Source organism: Thiohalorhabdus sp. Cl-TMA, assembly GCF_041821045.1.
Lineage (GTDB): Bacteria > Pseudomonadota > Gammaproteobacteria > Thiohalorhabdales > Thiohalorhabdaceae > Thiohalorhabdus > Thiohalorhabdus methylotropha.
This window is the reverse complement of sequence record NZ_JBGUAW010000011.1, coordinates 134,133-154,730: the sequence shown is the minus strand read 5'-3', so window position 1 is coordinate 154,730 and position 20,598 is coordinate 134,133. Positions and strand designations below refer to the sequence as shown.

At 68.0% G+C, this 20,598-nt stretch carries 21 protein-coding genes and 1 pseudogene; 11 read left to right on the top strand and 11 right to left on the bottom strand.

Annotated features, from left to right (window positions below):
* The first annotated feature begins 355 nt into the window (after positions 1-355).
* Positions 356-811 carry a hypothetical protein gene (locus ACERLL_RS15670; protein WP_373657040.1) on the top strand — a complete coding sequence of 152 codons (456 nt, stop codon included), beginning with the start codon at positions 356-358 and terminating at the stop codon, positions 809-811.
* Positions 812-1,050: 239 nt separating this feature from the next.
* On the opposite strand, the gene ACERLL_RS15665 is transcribed toward ACERLL_RS15670, so the two are convergent.
* Both ACERLL_RS15665 and ACERLL_RS15660 read right to left on the bottom strand, forming a co-directional pair.
* Complete coding sequence (locus tag ACERLL_RS15665; protein WP_373657039.1) at positions 1,051-1,320, bottom strand: BrnA antitoxin family protein; 270 nt, start codon at positions 1,318-1,320, stop codon at positions 1,051-1,053.
* Positions 1,307-1,453, bottom strand: a pseudogene (locus ACERLL_RS15660) (BrnT family toxin); the annotation flags it as partial. The pseudogene ACERLL_RS15660 and the gene ACERLL_RS15665, both read right to left, overlap by 14 nt.
* Before the next feature lie 116 nt (positions 1,454-1,569).
* On the opposite strand from ACERLL_RS15660, the gene ACERLL_RS15655 reads away from it, so the two are divergent.
* From ACERLL_RS15655 to ACERLL_RS15645, 3 genes are read left to right on the top strand one after another with little or no spacing between them, the layout of a single operon-like run.
* On the top strand, positions 1,570-1,815 hold the full coding sequence (locus ACERLL_RS15655) for a DUF6364 family protein (protein WP_373657038.1): 246 nt from the start codon (positions 1,570-1,572) through the stop codon (positions 1,813-1,815).
* Complete coding sequence (locus ACERLL_RS15650) at positions 1,812-2,219, top strand: PIN domain-containing protein (RefSeq protein ID WP_373657037.1); 408 nt, start codon at positions 1,812-1,814, stop codon at positions 2,217-2,219. The genes ACERLL_RS15655 and ACERLL_RS15650 overlap by 4 nt, the downstream gene beginning before the upstream one ends.
* Before the next feature lie 38 nt (positions 2,220-2,257).
* Complete coding sequence (locus tag ACERLL_RS15645; RefSeq protein ID WP_373657036.1) at positions 2,258-2,506, top strand: hypothetical protein; 249 nt, start codon at positions 2,258-2,260, stop codon at positions 2,504-2,506.
* Positions 2,507-2,573: 67 nt separating this feature from the next.
* Here ACERLL_RS15645 and ACERLL_RS15640 read toward each other — a convergent pair whose 3' ends face one another.
* The gene (locus ACERLL_RS15640; RefSeq protein WP_373657035.1) at positions 2,574-3,140 is read right to left on the bottom strand and encodes an OsmC family protein; all 567 of its coding nucleotides are present in this window, start codon (positions 3,138-3,140) and stop codon (positions 2,574-2,576) included.
* 695 nt (positions 3,141-3,835) lie between these two features.
* Here ACERLL_RS15640 and ACERLL_RS15635 point away from each other — a divergent pair.
* Complete coding sequence (locus tag ACERLL_RS15635; RefSeq protein WP_373657034.1) at positions 3,836-4,252, top strand: general glycosylation pathway protein; 417 nt, start codon at positions 3,836-3,838, stop codon at positions 4,250-4,252.
* 222 nt (positions 4,253-4,474) lie between these two features.
* On the opposite strand, the gene ACERLL_RS15630 is transcribed toward ACERLL_RS15635, so the two are convergent.
* The gene (locus tag ACERLL_RS15630) at positions 4,475-4,891 is read right to left on the bottom strand and encodes an MBL fold metallo-hydrolase (RefSeq protein ID WP_373657033.1); all 417 of its coding nucleotides are present in this window, start codon (positions 4,889-4,891) and stop codon (positions 4,475-4,477) included.
* On the opposite strand from ACERLL_RS15630, the gene ACERLL_RS15625 reads away from it, so the two are divergent.
* Entirely contained in the window at positions 4,890-5,258 is a 369-nt protein-coding gene (locus ACERLL_RS15625) for a hypothetical protein (protein ID WP_373657032.1), read from the top strand. The genes ACERLL_RS15630 and ACERLL_RS15625 overlap by 2 nt on opposite strands.
* Before the next feature lie 97 nt (positions 5,259-5,355).
* Here ACERLL_RS15625 and ACERLL_RS15620 read toward each other — a convergent pair whose 3' ends face one another.
* Together ACERLL_RS15620 and ACERLL_RS15615 are read right to left on the bottom strand one after the other, a co-directional pair.
* Positions 5,356-7,017, bottom strand: coding sequence for an FAD-dependent oxidoreductase (locus ACERLL_RS15620; protein WP_373657031.1), 1,662 nt, complete (start codon positions 7,015-7,017; stop codon positions 5,356-5,358).
* Entirely contained in the window at positions 7,017-9,359 is a 2,343-nt protein-coding gene (locus ACERLL_RS15615; protein WP_373657030.1) for a PAS domain S-box protein, read from the bottom strand. The genes ACERLL_RS15620 and ACERLL_RS15615 overlap by 1 nt, the downstream gene beginning before the upstream one ends.
* A 290-nt stretch (positions 9,360-9,649) precedes the next feature.
* Here ACERLL_RS15615 and ACERLL_RS15610 point away from each other — a divergent pair, with 290 nt between their 5' ends.
* The 3 genes from ACERLL_RS15610 to ACERLL_RS15600 are packed head-to-tail and all read left to right on the top strand — an operon-like array spanning position 9,650 to position 10,378.
* Complete coding sequence (locus ACERLL_RS15610; protein WP_373657029.1) at positions 9,650-9,862, top strand: hypothetical protein; 213 nt, start codon at positions 9,650-9,652, stop codon at positions 9,860-9,862.
* A complete protein-coding gene (locus ACERLL_RS15605) occupies positions 9,852-10,238 on the top strand; it encodes a type II toxin-antitoxin system death-on-curing family toxin (RefSeq protein WP_373657028.1) in 387 nt (128 codons plus the stop codon). Before ACERLL_RS15610 ends, ACERLL_RS15605 begins: the two co-directional genes overlap by 11 nt.
* A complete protein-coding gene (locus ACERLL_RS15600; protein WP_373657027.1) occupies positions 10,235-10,378 on the top strand; it encodes a hypothetical protein in 144 nt (47 codons plus the stop codon). The genes ACERLL_RS15605 and ACERLL_RS15600 overlap by 4 nt, the downstream gene beginning before the upstream one ends.
* A gap of 190 nt (positions 10,379-10,568) precedes the next feature.
* On the opposite strand, the gene ACERLL_RS15595 is transcribed toward ACERLL_RS15600, so the two are convergent.
* Together ACERLL_RS15595 and ACERLL_RS15590 are read right to left on the bottom strand one after the other, a co-directional pair.
* Positions 10,569-12,392, bottom strand: a complete 1,824-nt coding sequence (locus ACERLL_RS15595; RefSeq protein WP_373657026.1) for a diguanylate cyclase — start codon at positions 12,390-12,392, stop codon at positions 10,569-10,571.
* A 205-nt stretch (positions 12,393-12,597) separates the two neighbouring features.
* Positions 12,598-13,236, bottom strand: a complete 639-nt coding sequence (locus tag ACERLL_RS15590) for an arylesterase (protein WP_373657025.1) — start codon at positions 13,234-13,236, stop codon at positions 12,598-12,600.
* On the opposite strand from ACERLL_RS15590, the gene ACERLL_RS15585 reads away from it, so the two are divergent.
* Both ACERLL_RS15585 and ACERLL_RS15580 read left to right on the top strand, forming a co-directional pair.
* Positions 13,235-13,921 carry an ABC transporter ATP-binding protein gene (locus ACERLL_RS15585; RefSeq protein WP_373657024.1) on the top strand — a complete coding sequence of 229 codons (687 nt, stop codon included), beginning with the start codon at positions 13,235-13,237 and terminating at the stop codon, positions 13,919-13,921. The genes ACERLL_RS15590 and ACERLL_RS15585 overlap by 2 nt on opposite strands.
* Positions 13,918-16,419, top strand: a complete 2,502-nt coding sequence (locus ACERLL_RS15580) for an ABC transporter permease (protein ID WP_373657023.1) — start codon at positions 13,918-13,920, stop codon at positions 16,417-16,419. Before ACERLL_RS15585 ends, ACERLL_RS15580 begins: the two co-directional genes overlap by 4 nt.
* Positions 16,420-16,584: 165 nt before the next feature.
* Here ACERLL_RS15580 and ACERLL_RS15575 read toward each other — a convergent pair whose 3' ends face one another.
* The 3 genes from ACERLL_RS15575 to ACERLL_RS15565 all read right to left on the bottom strand — a co-directional run bounded on the left by ACERLL_RS15575 (position 16,585) and on the right by ACERLL_RS15565 (position 20,575).
* A complete protein-coding gene (locus ACERLL_RS15575) occupies positions 16,585-16,980 on the bottom strand; it encodes a type II toxin-antitoxin system VapC family toxin (RefSeq protein ID WP_373657022.1) in 396 nt (131 codons plus the stop codon).
* Entirely contained in the window at positions 16,981-17,211 is a 231-nt protein-coding gene (locus ACERLL_RS15570; protein WP_373657021.1) for a CopG family transcriptional regulator, read from the bottom strand.
* A 256-nt stretch (positions 17,212-17,467) separates the two neighbouring features.
* On the bottom strand, positions 17,468-20,575 hold the full coding sequence (locus tag ACERLL_RS15565) for an efflux RND transporter permease subunit (protein WP_373657020.1): 3,108 nt from the start codon (positions 20,573-20,575) through the stop codon (positions 17,468-17,470).
* Positions 20,576-20,598 lie beyond the last annotated feature (23 nt).

Here is a 20,598-nt window from a genome sequence, read left to right as displayed (position 1 = left end):
GTAGGTATTCAATCACCGACCGCGCCTCAAAATACATCAGGCTCCGGGGAGGGAGACAATCACCCGAGTCCTTACAGTTACCAACCGTGGAAGCAGCTGGAATGTAAAGGGCGTCAGCCCCGTTCTGCTCAGTCTCGCACAACCCCGCTAGCGAAGATGCTGGTACGCTGCCACGTCCTACGCTAAGAAGAACGGTCGCCAGTTGAGCGCCTACTTCCCGGCGGTGCAGCCGACCCCGGCCTAGGTTGCGGCGGGCGGCCGCAGCCCCAAAAATCGCCCGCGGTATGTTCTCCTGGAGGGAGGGCCGGGGACGCGCCCCGGCCCGTTCTTTTTCCGCTCACGGAAGGGGGAGCCCATGGAAGGCAACGGCGCGCTGCGGTACCTGGGCGGCTTCGCCGCCGGCTTTGTCGCCACCCTGGTGTTCCACCAGGGCATCCTGGCCCTGCTGACCGGCATCCACTACATCGACGCCACCACCTTTCCCCAGCAGCCCACCGCGCCCTTCGGGGTGCCGGCCATCTGGTCGCTGGCATTCTGGGGCGGGGTGTGGGGCCTGATCTTCGTCGCCGCCGAGGTTTGGTTCCCCCGGGGCGCGGGCTACTGGATCGTCGCCGTCCTGTTCGGGGCGATCTTCCCCACCCTGGTGGCCTGGTTCGTGGTGTTCCCCCTCAAGGGGATGGCCATGGCCGGGGGCTTCCGGGCCAGCGCCCTGGTCACGGGCTTGGCCGTCAACGGCGCCTGGGGGCTGGGCACGGGGCTGTTCCTGCGCGCCTTCTGCGGGGCGCGGGAGGCCGAGGGGGTGTTCCGGTGACGGGCGGCCCCGGCCTTCAGATCAGCCCGGCCGCCTCCAGGAGCGTGAGTATAAACTAAAGGACACCCACCCCGTTTGCCCCGCCCAGGCTCGCAGGGGATGAAGCGCATCGCCGTGCCCAGGGTGGGGGAATGGTGACCGCGACCATCCTGACGTTGATCGTGATTCCGGTGGTTGACCGGTGGGTGCAGGGACGGCGGGTAGAGAGGTAATGAGAGGCCGTACCCAGGGCGGGAGGATCAGTCCCGGGTCCGTTCTATGTCTTCCGCGAGCCAAGCCTTGATCAGAGATTGATAAGGCATATCCCGCTTATGGGCCTCGATCTTGATCCGTTCCAGCAGCCCTTCCGGAAGTCGAAGGGAGATGGTCTTGGTGGAGGGCTTCAGGTTGGGGAAAGAGGCGGGCTGGGCCTGCTCCCAATCCACGTAGTCCGTGGAGTCGTGGCTCTCCCAAAAAGCCCGCTCTTCGGCCTCTGTCTGGAACTCGGGAGGAGTCTTACGCTTGCTCATAAATGGCCCTCTCTTTTCGGTGCATATCCCGGGCCGAAATAACGCGGATCAGGCTGCCTTGGGCCCTGAGGGTGAAGGGCAGGTGTAGTCTACGGCCTTCATCAGTCCGACCCAGGGCGTGGAATCTTGGTTCCCGTTCGCCAAACCTGAAGGACACCCACGTCGTTTCCGCCTTTCCTTTCATATTGCGCAACCTTCCCCTTGCCGTACAATCCGAGAAATTGAGCCGTACTACCTCTTGGAGCCTCTATGCCCTCCGATACCGTTAAGCTCACCGTCCGCTTGCCCCGTGAAGATGTCGAATACGCCAAGGCCTACGCCCGGGCCCACGGTCTGACGGTCACGGAGGTCATCGACCGCTACCTGCGCCGTCTGCGGGCGGCCGATGAGCGCTCGCCTTCTCCGGAGCTGGAGGCGATTACCGGCCTGGTGCCCGGGGACGTGGACGTGGAGGAGGAGTACCGGCGCCATCTCCACGAAAAGCACAGCGGATGATCCTGGTCGACCTCAACGTCCTGCTGGATGTCATCCAGCAGCGCGAGCCCTATTACCGCGCCTCGGCGGCGGTGGTGGAGGAGGTCATCCACGGCAAGACAACCGCGGCTTTACCTGCTCATGCGGTTACCACCTTGTATTACATCGTGGGCCGGTACAGGGACCGGGAAGCGGCCGAGGGGGTGGTGGACTGGCTGCTGCGCTATTTTTCGGTCGCGGCGGTGGGACGGGCGGAGCTCCTCCGGACTCGGGCCCTGGGCTCGCCCGATTTCGAGGACGCGGTGGTTGCCGCCTCCGCCGAGGCGGAGGGGTGTGGTGCCATCGTGACCCGGAATGTGAAGGACTTCCCGGGTTCGCCGGTCGAGGTGATGACCCCGGAGGAATTCCTCATGGGGCCGGAATAGTAAACCTATGGGACACCCACTTCTTCAGGGGAAAGGTCATGAACGGCATCATTCAGTCCCGCGCCGAGCTTCGGGAGGTGATTGAGAATCGCCTCGGAGCCGACGCCAGCGACAAGCTGATAGATAAGTTGTGCGAGTCCGCCTGGGAAGAGGCCCGGGAAGCCGGTTTGGGGCCGGGGGACGATTGGACGGAGTTCTTGGCCGGGGTGGATTGGCGCGAGCGGGCGGGGGATGTGATTGCGGCCGATATCCAGGCCAAGTTCGACAAGGCCAGGAAGAAGACCTAGAGGACACCCACTTTGAATAGAAAGTGGGTGTCCTTTTTTAGGTTGCAGGGGGCGGGCCTTCCCCGGCTCAGGCCATTTTCTCCAGGTGGACCGAGGTGGGCACCGGGTTGCGGAGCAGGTCCAGGACGGGGGAGGTCTTCTGCACGTGGTCGCTCAGCTCGGCGAGCTGATCCTCCGAAGCGTCGGTGCTGACCTTGCAGGTTACCCGAATGTTGTCGTAGCCCGGCCGGGTGTCCTCGGAGAGCCCGAGGAAGCCGTGCAGGTCGAGGTCCCCTTCCAGGTCCATCTCCATCCCGTCCACCTGGGTGCCCTTGGCGCCGGCGTTGTAGGCGAAGCCTACGCTCAGGCACGAGGCCAGGGCATGGAGCACACTCTCCACGGCATTGGCCCCCTTGCCTTCTCCCAGGAGCACGGGCGGCTCATCGGATTCCAGCACGATGGGCTCGTTCCGCGACTCGTCCTCTTGCCCGGCGCCGTAGAAGGACTGGATGGTGGTCTTGGAATGGCCGCCGTTGATCCATTCGTTGTGTGCCCGGAAGCGGAAATTCGCTATCTCCGGCTCGGCCTGGATGGCGCCCACGGTTTCCACCAGTTGGTCGACATCGACGCCGTTTACTACGGTATTGGTGGTCATCTCCCTTACCCTCCGCAGCCTATCGGCTGCTCCGAATGAATGGACGGTCGAATTCCCGTCCATGCCTCTCGCCTTCCCGGTGCTAGCGGTTATTCGATCAACCTATACCCGGCGTGCCCGACCGCAAACTGCGGAAAGGAAGTAGGGCGCTCGGGGATTGGATTACGGGATTGAGTGCCCGGGCAAAACTGGCAAAGGTGGAAGGGTCGCCCCAGCAATAGGGGAATTGGGAGGGAATCATGCCGCGAAATGGACTAGGGTATAGCGCTCGGATCTTTCTCGCTTTGATGGCCGTATCGGTGGTCCTGAGCGGGTGCGCCGGATGGGATCATCATCGGGGCGGTGGTCATCGGGACCACGGCCATACCCACCATATACAGGAGACGATGGACGGGAAATAAGGAAGCCATTTTGATTGCTCCGCCCGACCGTCCGCAGACCCGGGCGTGGCCCGGCATGGACAGCGGGCCTTGGCGGAGATTTCCGCGGGGTTCACCATTGGCCGACGCACCGAAATACCCTGCGGCCTCGGCGGCTAATACCATCGTACCCCCCCTGACCGCTACCGCAGGGGCGCACAGGCGATTCCGTCATCCCTCCGGAGCGAACCGGAGGGCCAACCAACGGGATTCAAGCAGAAGACAGGAAAAATTGTGGTTAAGGCGAGGGACGTATCGGAACAGCTTGGGCGGGGCGTGTACGCCCTCATTAGCCTGTTTCTCAGCTTGATTTCGCTCTTGCTGATGGCTGGAGCGATTTACGAGGTATGGCTTTCTTGGGGGGACGCCGCATTGTTTGTCCCCTCTCTTCTCGACGGCATCGCATTGGTCGTAATCGGCATGGCGGTATTCGACGTGGCGAAATTCCTGGTCGAGGAAGAGGTCTTTCTCGCCAGGGAGCAAAAAACGCCGGGAAGCCAGCGAACCACGTTGATCAAGTTCCTGGTGGTGATCAACATTGCCATGCTTATGGAGGCGCTGGTTTTCGTCTTCTCGGCGGCCAAAAAGGATATCAGTCTGCTGGTGTATCCGACTTTCCTGCTGATTGCCTCTGTTCTGCTGGTAATCAGTTTGGGGATATACCAGAAGCTGACCCAGGGAGAGAGGTCGTAGCAGCCGCCCCAGCCGGCCTTTCCTCCTGCTTTTCGCTCCTGCGACGGGGGCAACGTCGTGGCTCAAACCGTCCCCAAATACTTGTGAATCAAGCTCACCGACACCGCTCCCTGACCCACCGCCGAGGCCACCCGCCGGATCACCCCGTGCCGCAGGTCGGCGGCGAAGATGCCGGTGGCGCCGGTGTTGCTAGCACGGGGCGGTTCGAGGTGGAGGCGTTGTTCAACCGGCTTCGCTCTCTTCCAGCTCCCGGCCAAGCGCCCGCAGCAGGGCGCCGCCATCGCCGGCCCAGGCGCTGCCGTGCATGCAGGCGAGCAGCCTGGGCTCGGTGGCGGCGAGCTTCTCCATCAGGGCGGGGGCGTTGCGGGTATGGGAGTAGTAGTCCATTCCTTTCCGGAAGTCCTCGCTGGGGCCGAGGATGTCGGACTCCGTCAACGGCGGAGTGTCCGCGCCGCCCTGGGTGAACAGGTCGCCGCAGAGCAGGGCATCGCCGCTGGTATCGCACAAGTAGCCGGCATCCCACCCGTGGGGCATTTGCGGGGCGTCGAGCCATTGCCAGGTGCGCCGCCCGGTGGCCAGGGTTTCGCCGTCCGCCAGGGCGCGCGGCCCGCGGTCGGCGATGTCGTCGATGTTGACCATGGCCGCTATCTTGCCGCACACGGGCTCGGCGTGGGGGGGCGATGGCGAGCAGCTCGTTGAGGGCGCCGACCTCGTCCGCTTCCATGTGCGAGATGCCGATGTAGCGCAGCTTTTCCGGGGGAATCACGGCGGCGATGGCATCCCGGGAAAGGGGGAACAGCTTGCGCAACCCGGCATGGAACAGCATCGGTTCGTCGTCGTTGATCAGGTAGCGGTTGAAGCTGAAGCCGTGGGGCGGCATAGCCTCGGCAGAAATGGGCGTGCTGATGCGGTAGATCTCGCGGCCGACCTCGTCGATCCGGGTGCCGGTCTGGCCGTCAGTAACCATGGTGCACATCCTCCTGGCGCAAGGGGCGAGTCCGTTTAGGACCCGCTCTCTTGGCAAAGTACCCCGCGGGGGAGGCAGGCGGGAAGGGAGCCCGGACCCGTAAATGGGCTCCAGGCCTGATTCCGCGCGGGGCGGGTCAGACCGTCTCCAAATACTTATGAATCAGGCTCACCGCCACCGCCCCCTGACCCACCGCCGAGGCCACCCGCCGGATCACCCCGTGGCGCACGTCGCCGGCGGCGAAGATGCCGGGGACGCTGGTCTCCAGCAGGAAGGGGTCGCGGTTTAGGTGCCAGCCCTTGGGCCGCTGGCCGTCCTGCTTGAGGTCAGGGCCGGTGAAGATGAAGCCCGCCTTGTCCCGCGCCACCAAGTCGCCGACCATGCCGGTGGCTGGCACGGCGCCGATGAAGATGAACAGGGCGTCGGCGGACACGGTCTCGCGCTCCTTCGTGACGTTGTTGGTCAGGGTCACGCCCTCCAGGCGCTCGCCGCCCTCCACGCCGGTGACCTCGGTGTTGGCCAGCACGGCGATGTTCTCGGTGCCGTGGATCTGGTCGACGAGGTAGGCGGACATGGTGGCCTTGAGCGAGTCGCCGCGCACCAGGATGCCCACCTGGCTGGCGAAGCGGGACAAAAACATCGCCCCCTGGCCGGCGGAGTTGCCGCTGCCCACCACGAACACCTTCTTGCCCTGGTAGTAGGCGGCCTCGCTGGCCGCCGCGCCGTAGTACACCGAGCCCCCCTCGAACTTCTCGATGCCCGGCACCGGCAGCCGGCGCACCTGCACGCCGGTGGTGAGCAGCAGGGCGTGGCAGCTCAGCTCCGTGCCGTCGGAGAGGGTCACGTAACGGTAGGGGTCCTCGGCGCGCACGTCGGTGACCTCCAGGGCGGTGACCAGCTCGGCGCCGAGGCGCTTGGCCTGGGTGGTGGCGCGGCGGGTGAGGTCGGCGCCGCTGATGCCCTGCGGGAAGCCCAGGTAGTTCTCGATGCGGGCGCTGGTGCCCGCCTGGCCGCCGGCGGCCTCGCGCTCGATGAGGATGGTGCGCAGCCCCTCGGAGGCGCCGTAGACCGCCCCGGCCAGGCCCGCCGGGCCGGCGCCGATGATGACCAGGTCGTAGAAGGGCTGCTGGGCGTGGGTCTTCATGCCCACCTTGTCGGCCAGCGTGGCGCGGTCCGGGTCCATGAGCGTGGAGCCGTCGGGGAAGAACAGCATGGGCAGGCGCGGGTGCGCCCCGGCAGTGGCGGTCACCAGCTCCTTGGCCTGGCTGTCCCGCTCGATGTCCAGCCACTGGTAGGGGATCTGGCAGCGGGCGAAGAACTCCTTGATGTCGTGGGAGTGCGGCGACCACTGGGTGCCGGCCACGCGGATGCCCTCGTAGGGCAGGGGGACGCTGGCGAACCAGTCGTCCAGCAGCTCGTCGAGGACCGGGTAGAGGCGCTCCTCCGGCGGGTCCCAGGGCTTCATGAGGTAGTAGTCCAGGCCCACGGCATTGATGCTGGCGATGGCGGCGTCGGTGTCGGCGTAGGCGGTGAGCAGGACCTTCTTGGTCTCCGGGTAGAGCTTGATGGCCTCTTCCAGGAACTCCGTGCCGCTCATGGCCGGCATGCGCTGGTCCACCAGGAACAGGGCGATGGGGTCGTTGCGGCGCTTGAACTCCTGCACCGTCTCCCAGGCCTCCTCGCCGGAGCCCACCTTCACGATGCGGAAGTCCTTGCGGTAGTGGGCCTGCAGGTCGCGCGCCACGGCGTTCAAGACGTGCAGTTCGTCATCGATGGTCATGATGATGGGCTTGGCCATTATTCGTCTCGCTTCTGCTGCTGGGTCGGCTCGCCGGGATGGAGGTCCATGGGCAGCCAGACCGAAAAGCACGTGTGCCCCGGCTCCGAGCGCACGTGCATATGTCCCTGGTGCTTCTGCACGATGAGGTTGCGGCTGATGTTCAGCCCCAGCCCCGTGCCCTGGCCGGGGCCCTTGGTGGTGAAGAAGGGATCGAAGATCTTGGACTGGTGCTCCCGGGGGATGCCGGGTCCGTCGTCCTCCACCTCCACCACCACCCAGCGGCCCTCGCGGCGCGCCCGGACGGTGAGCGTGCCGCTGCCTTGCATGGCGTCCACGGCGTTGTCGATGAGGTTGGTCCACACCTGGTTCAGCTCGCTGGCGTAGGCCTCGATCACCGGCAGGTCCGCGGCGTAGTCGCGGACCACCGTGACGCCGCGCTTCAGCTTGTTGTGGAGGATGATCAGGGTGTTCTCCAGGCCCTCGCGCACGTCCACGGACTGCACGGGGGCCTGGTCCATGTAGGTGTAGGTCTTCAGGGCCTTCACCAGCGAGACGATGCGCCCGGTGGACAGGCCGATCTCGCCCACCAGGGAGTAGATGGCGTACTTGAAGCCCAGCCAGTCGAGGACCACGGGAAGCTGGTCGGCGTCGAAGACCCGGGCGAGGGCCTCGATGTCGGGGACGTCGAGGCCGAGGCTCACCAGCGCGGACGGCAGGTCGCCGTCGGGTGTCAGGCCGCGGTCGAGTAGCCAGTCCTCCACGGCGGCCTCGCGGTCGCTGCGGGTGAGCGCAGAGAGCTGGGCGGGGATGCGGGCGCGCTGCTTGGCGAGCTCGTCCAGCTCGGCCACCTGTTCGCGCTGCCCCTCATCGAGGGCGAGGTCGCGCATGCGCAGCTGGAGGTTCTGCCAGCCCTCGAAGGCGGTCCGGAGCTGGTCGGCACCGCGCTGGGCGGCGGCGGCCGGGTTGTTCAGCTCGTGGGCCATGCCGGCGCTCAGCTTGCCGAGGGAGGCCATCTTCTCCTGGATGATGAGCTGGTCGTGCATCTCGTTGAGCTTGCGCAGCGTCTCCTCCAGCTCGGCGTTCTTCTGCTCCATCTCCACGGTCTTCTCGCGCAGCGCCTGCTCGCTTTTGCGCAGGGCCTCCTCGGCCCGCTTGCGCTCACCGATGTCGCGGATGATGCCGGTGAAGTAGCGCTCGTCGCGCACCGTCCAGGTGGACAGCGACAGCTCGATGGGCACCTCGGCGCCGGACTTGGTGCGCGCGGCCAGCTCCACGGTCCTGCCGATGACGTGGGCCTCGCCGGTCCGGGTGAAGCGGGCCATGCCGTTGCGGTGGGCCTCGTGGAAGCGCTCGGGGATGATCATCTCCAGGCGCTGGCCGACGGCCTCTTCCTCGGTGAAGCCGAGGATGTTGGTGGCGGCCTTGTTCCAGGTGATGATGCAGCCGGTGTGGTCGGCGGAGATGATGGCGTCGATGGCGGATTCGGTGACGGAGCGGAACTTCTGCTCGGCCTGCTTGCGCTCGCTGATGTCGCGGAGGATGCCGGTGTAGAAGCGGTTGTCGTCGAGGAACCAGGTGGCCAGCGACAGCTCCACCGGGAACTCGCTGCCGTCCTTGCGCAGCGCCGCCAGCTCCACGGTCTTGCCGATGACGTGGCTCGGCCCGCCGGAGCTGACGCGGGCCATGCCCTGGCGGTGGGCCTCGCGGAAGCGCTCGGGGATGATGATCTCGATGGGCCGGCCGATGACCTCCTCCTCCGTGTAGCCGAACAGCCCGGAGGCGGCCAGGTTCCAGGAGCGGATGCGGCCCGACACGTCGCCGGAGATGATGGCGTCGATGGCCGACTCCATCACGGAGCGGAACTTCGCCTCCGACTCGCGCAGCGCCATGCGCACCTTGGAGACGGTCACCTGGCGCTCGATGCGCGCCAGCACCTCGCGCTCGTCGAGGGGGTGCAGGACCAGATCGTCGCCGGCCTGCAGGCTCTTCACCCGGGTCTCGGCGTCGTCCTCGGTGGTGACGAACAGCACCGGCACGTCGCGGGTGGGGGGATTGGCCTTGATGGTGTCGAGGAGGTCGAAGGGGCTGGCGCGCTCCAGGTGGGCGCACAGCAGGACCACGTTGGGGGCGGCGGCGGTGATGGTGGGGAGGAGGTCCGGGCCGCTGCCGGCGGTCGCCACCGCGTAGCCGTCCTCGGCGAGCAGGCTCCGCAGCTCGCCCACCACCTCCGCCTCGTCCATGACGATGAAGACCGATCCGCGGCCCGGGGAGGCCCGTGGCTCGCGTTCCTGGTCGGGGAGGGCGGCCCGGGAGACCGGTTTTTCCGGCGCGGTGGGCCGGTGGTGCGGCAGCGTCTTCACATACGGAATACCAAGCAGGGGGCGGCTCCCGCCCAAAAAGAAACGCCAAGCATGATCAGGATCTGTAGGAGCGGCCTCCCGGCCGCAACCTCCCGGAATCCGGGCCCGGATCAGGCGGGTTATTACATATCTATGGACCGGTTATGCGGAATTTTCAATACGGCGGGGGAGGCCGCGGGTTCGCCCTAAGGGGTGGGCTCCGAAATGGGGCGGAACGCAAGGCCCGGATGCTTGCCCAAGCTAGGCGTCAGGATTAGTCTTGATTTGTCTGTTCAATACCGGGGGAGCCCATGAGTGCCATCAAGATTAGCTCGAAGGTGGAAGAAGAGGTGTGGGCGGATCTGCACGCCTTGGCGGAGGAGACGGACCGTAGCCTATCCGGCCTGCTGACGGAGGCGATCCGCGATTACGTGCGCAAGCACCGCATCCGTCCAGAAGTAATGGACCACCTTGAAGCGTCCATGCGGGAGAATGACGAGCTGGGGCGGCGGCTTGCCGAATGAACGGGTACGGTTCCTCTCCATGGACGAAACCGTGGCCATCCATGAGCGGGTAGTGGAGGCCTTCGGCGGGGGAGGGGAACTGGCCGATGCGGGGGCGCTGGAGAGTGCCCTGTTCCGTCCGCAAACGGGCTATTACGCGGATCTTTCGGAAATGGCGGCGGCCTTGTTCGAGTCCCTATTGGTCAACCATCCATTCACGGACGGCAACAAGCGCGTGGCGTTTTTCGGTACCGATACCTTCTTACGCATGAATGGCTGGCGCTTAGCAGTAGAAACCCAGGAAGGTTACGACACCATCATTGCCGCTCTTGAAGGGGAGGATAGGCCCTTTGAGGTACTATTCCCCTGGATCCGCCATTCCCTGGAGGCTCTATGAGCCGAATACCCCAGGAAGCAAAGGATATTCAGGCCTTCGATCAAGCCATGGCCGAACTGGCGCCGGGTGCGGACGAGACGGTACCGCTAGAGGTGGCGCATCGCCTGCTCAGTGCCGAAGAGCATCCGGTGCGGGTATAGCGGGAGAACCGAGGGCTAACCCAGGAAGATCTGGCGTAAGCTTCGGGGGTGGGTAAGTCCTGGATCTCCCAGCTTGAGGCCGGCAAGAAATCGGGCTCCCTGCGCTTCATGCGCACCCCGGCCGAGGCCTTGGCGGTGGATATGGAGGAGTTGATCCCGCCGGGGTGACAGGTGGGAATGCCCCCGAAGGCTACGTGCCCTCGCCCTGCAGGCTCGGCGCTGCGTCGGCTTGCTCCTCCGGTAGGTGGGCGGTGCACCGGTTGCGCCCGCATCGCTTGCCTTCGTACAGCGCCCTATCGGCCCGGCGGATGGCCTCCGCGCGGTCCGGCTCCCGGTCCCTGGCCAGCGCCAGGGCGATGCCCGCGGTCAGGGTGTGCCGGATCTCGGTGCCCTCGAAGCGGGTGGACTCGCGGGCGAAGCGCTGGCGGATGCGCTCGGTGACCTCCATGGCCTGCTCCTGGTGCGGCACCTGGAGCAGGAGGGCGAGCTCCTCGCCGCCGTAGCGGATGCAGATATCCTCCGGGCGGCAGGCGTTGCGCAGTATCCGGGCGAGGTGGATCAGCACCGCGTCGCCGGCGTCGTGGCCGTGCTCGTCGTTGATGGCCTTGAAGTGGTCCAGATCGATGAACGCGAGGAAGACGGGGACCCCCGTGGTCTGAACCCGTTCCTCGAGCCGGTCGAAGGCCTCCTCCAGGGCCCGGCGGTTGCCGAGGCCGGTGAGCGGGTCCTGGTTGGCGATGGCGATGGCCCGGCGCCGGGCGCGATCCCAGCCCACCAGCCGTTCGCCGAGTGCTATGAGCAGGCAGGCGGACTCCAGCACCCCGCCGGCCTGGGCGAAGTCCAGCGGTTTCATCCCCCATTCCAAAAAGCCGCTTCCGGCGCTGATCACGCTGAATGCGAGGCCGACGCCATAGACCAGCCATGCGACGCTGTACCAGCGCGCGTAGCGCATGCCCCGCCGGTAGGCCATCAGTCCGAGTACGGATAGCAGCACCAGCTGCGTGAGCCCAAGGTAGGACAGCACCAGCACCGGGACGTACACGCCGGCCAAACGCAGCACGATGCCGGCCGCGAAAACCCACTGGGCGGCTACCAGGGCCCGGTTCACCCGGGGGAAGTAGCGGGGCGTCTTGAGGAATCCGCGCGAGAACTGCAGCGCGGTGATCGCCATGAGCAGAAAGACGATGTGGAAGCCTTCGTTGTGCCAGTACACCGAATCCGGCCACAGGTACTGGTAGGCGAAGCCGTTGAGCATGGCCCACATCGCCATGCTCACGCCGAGGAACGCGGCGTAGTGCAGATACACCGACTCGCGCAGGATTACCGAGCCGATGAAGGCGATCAGCAGGAACATCCCCATCGCCCCGAAGTACGCGCCGTAGACGAGGTTCTCGCGGCGCGATGCGTCGTGGAACAGGTCCGCCCGGGTCAGCCGCAGATTGAGGGTGAGCGAATCGGCCTTGTCGAAGCCCAGGTGCACGTACAGGTCGGTATGGCCGCCGGCCGGCGTGGTGTGTGGGAGGGCCAGCGTGCGGTAATTCACGGGGCGTGCCTCGAACGGGGCCCGGTCGGACAGGGACACCCGCTGCAGGGGCCCGCCGTTGTCGGCGTAGTGGATGGTCAGCCGGTCGAGGTAGCTGGTCTCGTGGTGCAGCACCCAGGATTGGGGCTCGGTCCCGTTCGCGTTCGACAGGCGTACCCGGACCCAGTGGTCCTGGCCGGTAATGCCGCGGTTGGCCTGCCCGCTGGTGAGCGGTCGGAAATCCGCCGTCGGGAGCTGATCGAGCGCCGTGCTTCCGGGGGCCACCTGGAGCTCCGCGGGCGCGCGCAGGGTGCGCGAGGTGAGGTCATCGATGGGGATCGTCGGCAGCGGGGCAGGCGCGTCCTGGGCGGGCACCGGGAGCGGGTGCAACAGCGCTACGATCAGCAGGAAGCCGCGCAGGGCGGCACCGGGGGCGGACCACCGCGCCGGCGTCACGCCCGCCTCGATCAAACGTCCAGCACTGCCGATCACGCCCGGATCATCCCCTTGGCCGGTGGGCCCGTCGCACGGGCTCGAGGCTCATTATGCCCGCGGGCAAAGGCGGGAGGAAGGCGACCAAATCCACAAGGGACACCCACTTGGAAACGGAAAGGGGGTGTCCTTTCTTTCCCGTCCGTTCGCACCGAAGCGGCATCGCCTTGTCCAATCTCCCGGAGGGCCGGAGGACGGCTTCCGGTCAATGGCCTCCGCTCCCCTCAAGCAGCGGGCGCAGGTGGGGCCAGATGTTGTCCAGGATGCGGGAATGGCCGGAGGCGTTGGGGTGGATGCCGTCCCCCTGCATGCGGTCGCGGCGCTCGCCGACCCCTTCCAGCATGCGCGGTACGAGGGCCGCTCCGGAGCGCTCGGCCACCTTCCGGTAGACTTCGGCGAACTGCTCGGTGTAGGCCGGCCCGTAGTTGGGCGGCAGCCGCAGGCCGAGCAGCAGGGCCCGGGCGCCGGCGGCCTGCGACTGCTCCACCATTTCGGCGAGGTTATCCGCCATGGCGGACGCCGGTTGCCCGCGCAGGCCGTCGTTGCCGCCCAGCTCGATGATGACCACCGCCGGATCATGTTGGGCGAGGGCATCCGGCAGGCGGGCGAGTCCGCTGCTGGTGGTGTCGCCGCTGACGCTGGCGTTCACCACCCGGTGCGCGTAGCCGCGGGCCGCGAGCCGCTTGCGCAGCTTGGCCACCCAGCTCTCCTCCACGGCCACCCCGTAGCCCGTGCTGATGCTGTCGCCCACCACCAGGATGGCGGGCGGGGCGGCGGAGGCGACGGGAGCGACCACGAGCAGACCGATTGCGGATACCAGGATCCAACGCAGGAGCCAGCGCATGCAGCATTCCTCCGATCCGATTCTCTGGGCCAAGGGGCTGGGCAGCCGGGTGAGCGGGCCGGCCGGGTGGCTCACCATTCTGGACGGAATCGAGCTGGCGGTCGCCCCCGGGGAGGCGGTGGCGGTGCTCGGGCCCTCCGGCGCCGGAAAGTCCACCCTGCTGGGACTGCTCGCCGGCCTGGATGCCCCCACCAGCGGCGACGTGCGGATGTTCGGAAGCTGGCTGGGCGCCCTGGACGAGGACGGCCGGGCCGCCCTGCGGGCGGGGCGTGTCGGGTTCGTCTTCCAGTCCTTCCAGCTGGTGCCCGGATTGACCGCCCTGGAGAATGTCATGTTGCCCCTGGAGCTGGCGGGGCGGGCGCGGGTGCGGGAGACCGCGCTGGGGGCCCTGGAGCGGGTGGGCCTGGGGGAGCGCGTCGGCCATCTGCCCGGACAGCTTTCGGGCGGGGAGCAGCAGCGGGCGGCCCTGGCCCGCGCCTTCGCGCCCGACCCGGACCTGCTGTTCGCCGACGAGCCCACCGGCAACCTGGATGGCCGCACTGGCTCGGAGGTGATCGAGCAGCTGTTCGCCCTGCGCGCCGAGCGCGGCAGCACCCTCGTGCTGGTTACCCATGACGAGGCGGTGGCGGGGCGCTGTGACCGACGCCTGCGTATGGTGGACGGTACTCTGGAGCCCGGGTCGTGATCCGGGCCCTGCGCTTCGCCCTGCGGGCCCTGCCGCGCGACCTGCGCAGCCGCGAGATGCGGGTGCTCGCAGCCGCCCTGGTCGTAGCGGTGGGTGCCCTGTCGGCGGTGGGCTTCTTCACAGACCGGGTGGACCGGGCCCTGGCGCAGCGCGCTACCGACCTCCTCGGTGCCGACCTTGTGGTGGAGGCGGATGCCCCGCTGGGCGCGGACTGGCGGGAGAAGGCGACGGACCTGGGCCTGCGTACCGCCGGCTACCTGACCTTCCCCAGCGTGGTGGTGGCCGGCGAGCGCACGGAGCTGGTCGCCGTGAAGGCGGTGGGCCCGGGCTACCCCCTGCGCGGGGCGGCGCGCTTGAGCGAGGTGCCCTATGGCCGGGGCACGCCTACCGCCGCCATCCCCGAGCGCGGGACCCTGTGGCTGGACCCGCGCCTGTTCGGCCGCCTCGGCGTGGAAGTGGGCGACCGTCTACCCCTGGGGCGGGCCAAGCTGGAGGTGGCTGCCTCCCTGGCCTACGAGCCGGACCGCGGCGGCGACCTGTTCCAGCTGGCGCCGCGGGTGATGCTCAACCGGGCCGACCTGCCGGATACGGGGCTGATCACCCCTGCCAGCCGGGTGGCCCATCACCTGCTGGTGGCGGGGCCGCCCGACGCCGTGGCTGCCTTCCGGCAATGGGCCGAGGGCCGCGACCGGAAGGGGGTCGAGCTGCAGGGCGTGGAGTCGGCCCGTCCGGAGATGCGGGCCGCCCTGGACCGGGCCGAGAGCTTTCTGGGGCTGGCCGCGGTGATGGCGGTGATGCTGGCGGGGGCGGCGGTGGCCGTGGCGGTGCACGCCTTCAGCGTCCGCGAGGCGGACAGCGCCGCCCTGATGCGCTGCTTCGGCGCGCCGCTGCGGCTGGTGGCGGGCTCGTTGCTGCTGCGCCTGCTGGTGGTGGGACTGCTGGCGAGCGGAATCGGGGTAGGGGTGGGCTGGCTGGCCCAGAACGGGCTGGTGGCCCTGGTGGGCGCCTGGTTCGGCGACCGTCTGCCGGCCCCTTCCCCGGCGCCGGCCTTCACCGGACTCGCCGCCGGGGTGGCGACCCTGGTGGGCTTCGGTCTGGTGCCGGCCCTGCGCATACGGCGGGTGCCGGTATTGCGTGTCCTGCGCCGGGAGGCTTCCGCGCCCGAGCCTTCCGCCATCGCCGCCGCCCTGCTGGCGGTGGTGGCGGTGGGCGGGCTGATCTTTTACCAGGCGGGGGATGCCGCGCTGGCGGGGTGGGTACTGGCCGGCATCCTGAGCCTGCTGGGGGCCCTGGGCGGCACGGCCTGGCTGCTGCTGCGGGTGGTGGGCCGGTTTCGCGGCCGGGCGGTGGGCGGCTGGCGGTTCGGTCTGGCCAACCTGGCGCGCCGGCGCGGGGCGAGCACCGTGCAGCTGGCGGGCTTCGGCCTGGGCCTGCTGGCCCTGCTCCTGCTCGCCGTGGTGCGGGTGGATGTGCTGCGTGCCTGGGAGCGGGACATCCCGCCCAAGGCGCCGAACCAGTTCATGATCAACATCCAGCCGGACCAGGTGACGGAGGTGCGGGAGCGGCTGCAGGAGGCCGGGATCCGGCCCGAGGGCTTCTACCCCATGTCCCGCGGCCGGCTGGTGGCCGTCAACGGCGAGTCCGTGTCCCCTGAGGACTTCGCGGCGGGCCGCGCCAGGCGCCTGGCGGAGCGGGAGTTTAACCTGTCCTGGGCCGAGACGCCGCGCCCGGACTATGAGATGGCGGCCGGCGACTGGTGGACCCCCCAAGAGGCCTCCTCGGACCGGCAGCTCTCGGTGGAGACGGGCATCGCCGAGGACCTCGGCATCGCCCTGGGGGACCGCCTGACCTTCCGCGTGGCCGGGGAGCGGGTAACCGGCAAGGTGACCAACCTGCGACGCGTGGACTGGGAGAGCTTCAAGGTCAACTTCTTCGTTATCGCCACCCCCGCCGCGCTGGAGGACGCCCCCACCACCTGGATCACCAGCTACTGGGCCCCACCCGACAGCGCCGGCGCCATTGCCCGCCTGGTGCGCGCCAATCCGGGCATCACTGTCCTCGATGTGGGCTCCATCCTCGACCGGCTGCGCACCACCATCGCCCAGGGCGCGCGGGCGGTGGAGTACGTATTCGCTTTCTCCCTGCTTGCCGGGATCATCGTCCTGGTGGCGGCCATCCAGGCCAGCCGCGACGAGCGGCGGGTGGAGGTCGCCCTGCTGCGTACCCTGGGCGCGAGCAGCCGCCGCCTGCGGGCCATCCTCGCCGCCGAGTTCGCCGCGATCGGGGTCCTGGCCGGGCTGCTCGCCGCCGGCGGGGCCGGGCTCATCGGTTGGGCGGTGAGCACTCAGGTCCTGGAGCTGCCCTATTCCTTCAACCCCTGGCTGCTGGTGCTCGGCATGGGCGGTGGGGCGCTGGGCATCACGGCGGCCGGCCTGGCGGCCACGCGCGGCCTCCGGAAGGAGCGTCCGCTGGTGGTGCTGCGCAACCGGCAGGGATAGCCTCCTTAAACTTCCTCTCCCGCACGCGCAGCCGGAAGTGCTTCTTGTAGCTGTCGAGCTTGGGCAGGCCGAATACCGGGATCCTACCGGCGGCACCGCTGAGATCGATGGAGGGAAAGACCGGAACCAGGTCCCTACCGGAGCGGGATGGGCCTGCCGGATCGCTCAGTCATACCAGTTCTCAATGGACAGCTGGCGTACCCGAGCGAATTCATTCACGTCGCGCGTTACCAAAGTTGCGCCGTGGGCCACGGCGGTGCCGGCAATGAGCGTGTCGAGCGGGCCGATGGGCTGGCCGGCTGTCTCCAGCGCGGCCCGGATGTCGGCGGCCGCGGAGGCGGCCTGCCGGTCGAAGGGCAGGAGGGTGACAGCATCAAGCAGCTCACCGAGCTGGGCCCGGCGCCGTTCCGGAGACGTCGACTTGGCGATGCCTACCTCCAGCTCGTACACCACCAGCATGGGAATGGCGATTTGGGCGGGTGGTTGGGCCAGGAGCCGTTCGGCCACCCGGCCTTGCCCCTTGAAGAAGTAGATCAAGGTGTTGGTGTCGAGCGCGAACACCTACAGGGCCTCGCGCGGGGTGTCCGTTCCCTGCTCCTTGCGTAGCTCCCCGGCCTCGGGGAAGTCCGGCCAGATCCCCGCCAGTTTCCGCACGGATTCCGGCCACTGGGTACGCGTTTCCTCCTGAATGAGCCGGCCGATCCAGCGGCTTACCGGTACTCCTGCACTTTCCGCAGCTTTCCGGAGGCGTTTCTCCGTCTCGTCGTCCAGGTAAATGGTGACCTGTCCCATGGCTTCCCTCCATTCCCCATATAAGAGAAATTATATTAGGTAAGATGGGCGAGCAAGGAACAAGTTCCTTCCGGGGGCTGCCAGGGGTCGAAGCCGCGGTGTCCAAGAGGGCTTGGAATCAAGGGGTTTAACGAGGGCCTTGGGGTCATGGGTATTGGGGCCAGGTCTTGTTTTTTGCTTCTAGCGGATACGAACAAGCAAAAAGCAAGACCTGGCCCCAGTCTTTCTGCCTTATTTCTTGTCGTTACGGGCTCTATCAGGCTTCCGCCAGATCTTCTTCATCCTCCTTCCGGAAGCGCCCGAAGCGCAGCATCAGGCTGGGCAGGATCAGCAGGTTGAGCACGGTGGAGGAGGCCAGGCCGCCGATGATGATGGCGGCCATGGGGCCCATGATCTCGCGGCCCGGGTTGTCGCTGTTCACGGCGATGGGGAGCATGGCCAGTGCGGTCACCAGCGCGGTCATGAGGATGGACGGCAGGCGTTCCTGGGCGCCGCGGATGGCCGTCGCCCGGTTCCAGGGCTGGTCCTCCCGGGTCACCAGGTGCTGGTAGTGGGCCACCAGCATGATGGAGTTGCGCACGGTGATCCCGAACAGGGTCACGAAGCCCACCAGCGCGCCCACCGACAGCGTGCCGCCGGTGATCAGGACGGCGGCAACCCCGCCTACCAGGGAGAAGGGCAGGTTCACCAGCACCAGGGCCGTGTGGCGCAGGCTGCCCAGGGCCACGAAGATCAGCACCAGGATGCCGGCGCCGGCGAGCAGGGAATGCAGGATCAGGTCCTGGCGGGCGCGCGCCTGCTCCACCGCGGGGCCGGTGATCTCCGGGTAGACGCTGGTGCGAAAGTCCACCTCCTCGTGCAGGCGCTCGCGGATGCGCTGCATGAACGACACCGCGTCGGCGCCGGCGACGTTGGCGGTGACCGTCTGCAGGCGCTGGCCGCCGCGGTGTAGCACGTTGTACCGGCCGCCGCTCTGGCGGATGTGGGCGATGCGCTCCAGCGGGATCAGCTGGCCCTCGGCGTTGCGCACCGGCAGCCGGCCCACCTCCGAGACCCGGCCGCGCGCCTCCTCGCCGAGCACCACGGAGACATCGTGCAGGCGGTTGTCGCGGGCGATGCGCCCCACCACCCGGCCCTCGTAGGCGGTGCGCAGGGCCTGGACGGCGTCGTCGGGCCGCACGCCGAGGCGCTTGAGCTGCCCGAGGCGCAGGCGCACGCGGAGCATGGGCGTGCCCGGCGGGGAGCGCACCTGGACGTCGGTGGCGCCCTCCATCTCCCGGATCATGGACGCCACCTGGTTGGCCTTGCGGTCGAGGTAGTCGAGGTCGTGGCCGTAGATGTTAACCACCACCGGCGAGGCGTAGCCGGCGATGGTCTCGCCCACGCGCTCCAGGAGGAAGGTGTTGGCCTCGAAGCGGATCCCGGGGAAATCCGCCAGGATCGACCGCAGCTCCTGCAGGACCCGCTCCTGCTCGCTGCCCGACATGGGCTCCAGGTCCACCTCGAACTCGCTGTAGTGGCTGCCGTAGGTATCCGCGCCCCGCTCGGCGCGCCCGGCCCACTGCGACACCGAGACCACGCCGGGCACGTCCAGGAACGCCTCGGTGAGCTGCCTGCCCATGCGCAGCGATTCCTGCAGGGAGGTGCCCGGCTTGGCGGTGGTGTGGACGATGTAGTGCCCCTCGCGCAGGTTGGGCAGGAACTGCCCGCCCAGCCCCGGCAGCACCGCCAGGCCCGCGCCGCACAGGGCCACGGTGAGCCCGAAGGCGAGCAGCGGCGCCCGGGAGATGCCGCGGAGCGCCTTGGCGTAGGCCGGCTGCACGGCCCGGATCAGCGGCGGGTCGCGGTCGCTCAGCCCGGAGCGGGCCAACAGCAGGTAGCACAGCGCCGGGGTCACCGTCAGCGCCACCGCCAGGGAGGCCAGGATGGCCAGGATGTAGGCGACCCCGAGCGGCGAGAACAGGCGGCCCGCCACCCCACCAAGGGTGAGCAGCGGCACAAACACCAGGGCCACGATGAAGCTGGCGTAGACCACCGAGCCGCGCACCTCCATGGAGGCCCGATAGACCACCTCGAAGGCGGATCGCGGCCAGCCGGCCTGGCGGTTCTCGCGCAATCGTCGGTAGATGTTCTCGGTGTCGATGATGGCGTCGTCGGCCACCTCGCCCAGGGCGATGGCCAGACCGCCCAGCACCATGATGTTGATGTTCACGCCCGCCTCCAGCAGCACCATGGTCGCCGCCAGCAGCGACAGCGGGATGGCGAGGGCGGAGATGAGGGCGGTGCGGACATCGAACAGCACCAACAGCAGCACCAGCACCACCAGCGCGCCGCCGATCAGGAGGTGATGCAGGATGTTGTCCAGGGAGGCGTAAATGTAGTCCGCGGGGCGGAACAGGTCCGGATAGAGCTCCACGCCCTTCGAGGCCAGGATGGGGTCGAAGCGTTCCAGGACCTTTTCCACGCGGCGGGAAACGTTGAGGGTGTTGGCGCCGTACTGGCCGATGACCATCATGACAATGCCGTCGTCGCCCATGATCTGGGCGGCACCGATGGGGGGGGCGGCGCCGTAGGCCACGTCGGCGACGTCGCCGAGCGTGACGGGTACGCTGCCGCGGCGCTCGATTACCACCTGCTCGAGCCGCTCGGGGGAGGCCGGCTGGCCGGTCACCTGCAGGGTAAGGCGCTGGTTCGGGGTGGCGACGAAGCCGGTGCCGTGGATGCCGCTCGCCTTGCCGGCGGCGGCCGCCACTTGGTCGATGCCGAGCCCGTAGCGGCGCAGCGCCTCGGGGCGGAGCTGCACCTGGAGCTGGCGGACCGTGCCGCCGAAGACGTTCACGTCCGCCACGCCGTCCACGCCCAGAAGCTGGGGCACGAGGGTCCAGTCCACCATGTCGCGCAGGGCCATCAGGTCCTTGCGCTCGGAGGTGACGCCGATGGTGAGCACGGTGGCCGAGGAGGACGACAGGGGCATGGGCGTGGGCTGGCCGACGCCCGGCGGCAGGCGCTCCGTGATCCCGGCCAGGCGCTCGCCCACGAGCTGGCGGTCGCGGTAGATGTCGGTGCTCTGCTCGAATACGGCGGTCACCACCGACAGGCCCTGGATAGACTCGGAGGTCAGCCGCTCCAGGCCGATCACGCCGGAAAGCGCCTGCTCGATGGGCTGGGTCACCAGGGCTTCCACCTGCTTGGCGGACAGCCCCGAGGCCTCCGTCTGGATGACCACGCGCTTGGGGGCGAACTCCGGGAATACGTCAAGGCCGGCCCGCGACAGCTGGTAGCCGCCGTAGGCCATGAGGATCGCGGCGAGGGCCAGGATGGCTCCGCGGAACCGCAGCGAGAAGCGGACGGTCCGGGCCAGCATGGGCTAGGAGGTCCCCGGGGCGG

Excerpts from the sequence above, each read along its gene's own strand:
- ACERLL_RS15670 (WP_373657040.1), top strand. The coding sequence starts at position 356 with ATGGAAGGCAACGGCGCGCTGCGGTACCTGGGCGGCTTCGCCGCCGGC.
- ACERLL_RS15665 (WP_373657039.1), bottom strand. The coding sequence starts at position 1,320 with ATGAGCAAGCGTAAGACTCCTCCCGAGTTCCAGACAGAGGCCGAAGAG.
- ACERLL_RS15655 (WP_373657038.1), top strand. The coding sequence starts at position 1,570 with ATGCCCTCCGATACCGTTAAGCTCACCGTCCGCTTGCCCCGTGAAGAT.
- ACERLL_RS15650 (WP_373657037.1), top strand. The coding sequence starts at position 1,812 with ATGATCCTGGTCGACCTCAACGTCCTGCTGGATGTCATCCAGCAGCGC.
- ACERLL_RS15645 (WP_373657036.1), top strand. The coding sequence starts at position 2,258 with ATGAACGGCATCATTCAGTCCCGCGCCGAGCTTCGGGAGGTGATTGAG.
- ACERLL_RS15640 (WP_373657035.1), bottom strand. The coding sequence starts at position 3,140 with ATGACCACCAATACCGTAGTAAACGGCGTCGATGTCGACCAACTGGTG.
- ACERLL_RS15625 (WP_373657032.1), top strand. The coding sequence starts at position 4,890 with ATGGCCGCTATCTTGCCGCACACGGGCTCGGCGTGGGGGGGCGATGGC.
- ACERLL_RS15630 (WP_373657033.1), bottom strand. The coding sequence starts at position 4,891 with ATGGTCAACATCGACGACATCGCCGACCGCGGGCCGCGCGCCCTGGCG.
- ACERLL_RS15620 (WP_373657031.1), bottom strand. The coding sequence starts at position 7,017 with ATGGCCAAGCCCATCATCATGACCATCGATGACGAACTGCACGTCTTG.
- ACERLL_RS15610 (WP_373657029.1), top strand. The coding sequence starts at position 9,650 with ATGAGTGCCATCAAGATTAGCTCGAAGGTGGAAGAAGAGGTGTGGGCG.
- ACERLL_RS15600 (WP_373657027.1), top strand. The coding sequence starts at position 10,235 with ATGAGCCGAATACCCCAGGAAGCAAAGGATATTCAGGCCTTCGATCAA.
- ACERLL_RS15585 (WP_373657024.1), top strand. The coding sequence starts at position 13,235 with ATGCAGCATTCCTCCGATCCGATTCTCTGGGCCAAGGGGCTGGGCAGC.
- ACERLL_RS15590 (WP_373657025.1), bottom strand. The coding sequence starts at position 13,236 with ATGCGCTGGCTCCTGCGTTGGATCCTGGTATCCGCAATCGGTCTGCTC.
- ACERLL_RS15570 (WP_373657021.1), bottom strand. The coding sequence starts at position 17,211 with ATGGGACAGGTCACCATTTACCTGGACGACGAGACGGAGAAACGCCTC.
- ACERLL_RS15565 (WP_373657020.1), bottom strand. The coding sequence starts at position 20,575 with ATGCTGGCCCGGACCGTCCGCTTCTCGCTGCGGTTCCGCGGAGCCATC.